We start from the raw sequence: 1,368 nt of genomic DNA, 5'->3' as shown, positions 1-1,368 counted from the left end.
TGGCCAGACGCCCGACCAGGTCTATTATGACAATCTGACCACACGACGGACTGCCGCGTAGTCAGCAATCCGCCAGGCGCCACTTATGAACTGGTAAAAACTGTCCAACCAACCGGAGCCACCTCTGTGGGTATGTAAAGTGTCGGAAGTGCGGTAAGCAGAAGAGCCTCGCCAAACTGCGGCGTGAGATCGCAATCATTCAGGGGTTCTATCAACAAGTCCCGGCCTACCGCTTGGCGCATGATCTCGCCGTTGACGCCAAGGTCATCAGTCGGGTCTATCAGAAGCTGCGTGCGGCCATCTTCCATGTGGCTGAACTGGAAGCGATGGAAAGCAAGCTTTCCGGTGAGATCGAACTGGACGAAGCCTATTTCGGTGGGCGACGGAAAGGCAAGCGTGGCAGAGGGGCTGCCGGGAAAAGCGTGGTGTTTGAGCTCTTGGAGCGCGATGGGCGGGTGTATACCAAGGTCGTGGAGAATGTCTCGGCCGAGACACTGATGACGCATATCCGTGCCAACACCCGCAAGGGATCCGTCTACTATACCGATGCCTTCAAGGGGTATCAGTCACTCAAACGGTATGGGAAGCACCACACCATCAACCACACCAAACGCTTCGTTGATAGACGCACGAAGAACCCTATCAACGGCATCGAAGGCTTCTGGTCATTCGGTAAGCATATCCTCTATAACGACAGAGGCGTGTCCAAATATTACTTTCCGATGTATCTGAAAGAAATCGAGTACCGCTTTAATCACCGCAGGGACAACCTCTTCAAACTGTTCCTGTACACGTTCTTTGGTTACGTTTCGCCCTAATTACCTTCATTTATCCATACATTCGTATCCAAAATTACACAGACTACTATTTGGGGCTGACTATCTGGAGCAGATTTCTCCATTTGTTCCTCCACACCTCATTTACCGGGGGGAACCCCTGACCCTTGAATTCAAATCCGAAGTGTAACACCAAGGCGAGCGCGGAGCACTTTTGTCGGCATCCGATAGGCAAGGCATTGCGAAGTCTATTATTGAGAGCACGGACAACTTTGGTAAGTCGCGATGGACCGTTACCAGAGAAAGCGGTGGGTTTGGGGAAGTAATCACGCATGTATTTTCATTGGTGCCACGCTCCCATGCGGCATACGGCGGATGAAGTACGCAGTTGGGTACAGAGCGCGTTGCAGTTCTTAGAAGGCTCCCCATTCACTTCTATCATCGACCGTCAGGGAGATACTAAAGGGGTCAGACCCGAATGGTACTTACTTAACGACTCCGTGGCGGATGCGAGGTACCAAACGGCTGCCTCGAGTGATACGGTAGGGTTGCTACCCCACCATCTTTCACCCGAGGAGCGAAGCTGAATGTA

General features: G+C 52.3%; 1 protein-coding gene. It reads left to right on the top strand.

Annotated features, from left to right (window positions below):
• Positions 1-176 precede the first annotated feature (176 nt).
• The gene (locus COMA1_RS08725; RefSeq protein ID WP_141654278.1) at positions 177-818 is read left to right on the top strand and encodes an IS1595 family transposase; all 642 of its coding nucleotides are present in this window, start codon (positions 177-179) and stop codon (positions 816-818) included.
• The last annotated feature ends 550 nt before the right edge of the window (positions 819-1,368 follow it).

Source organism: Candidatus Nitrospira nitrosa (assembly GCF_001458735.1).
Lineage (GTDB): Bacteria > Nitrospirota > Nitrospiria > Nitrospirales > Nitrospiraceae > Nitrospira_D > Nitrospira_D nitrosa.
This window is presented reverse-complemented; position numbering and strand designations above follow the sequence as displayed.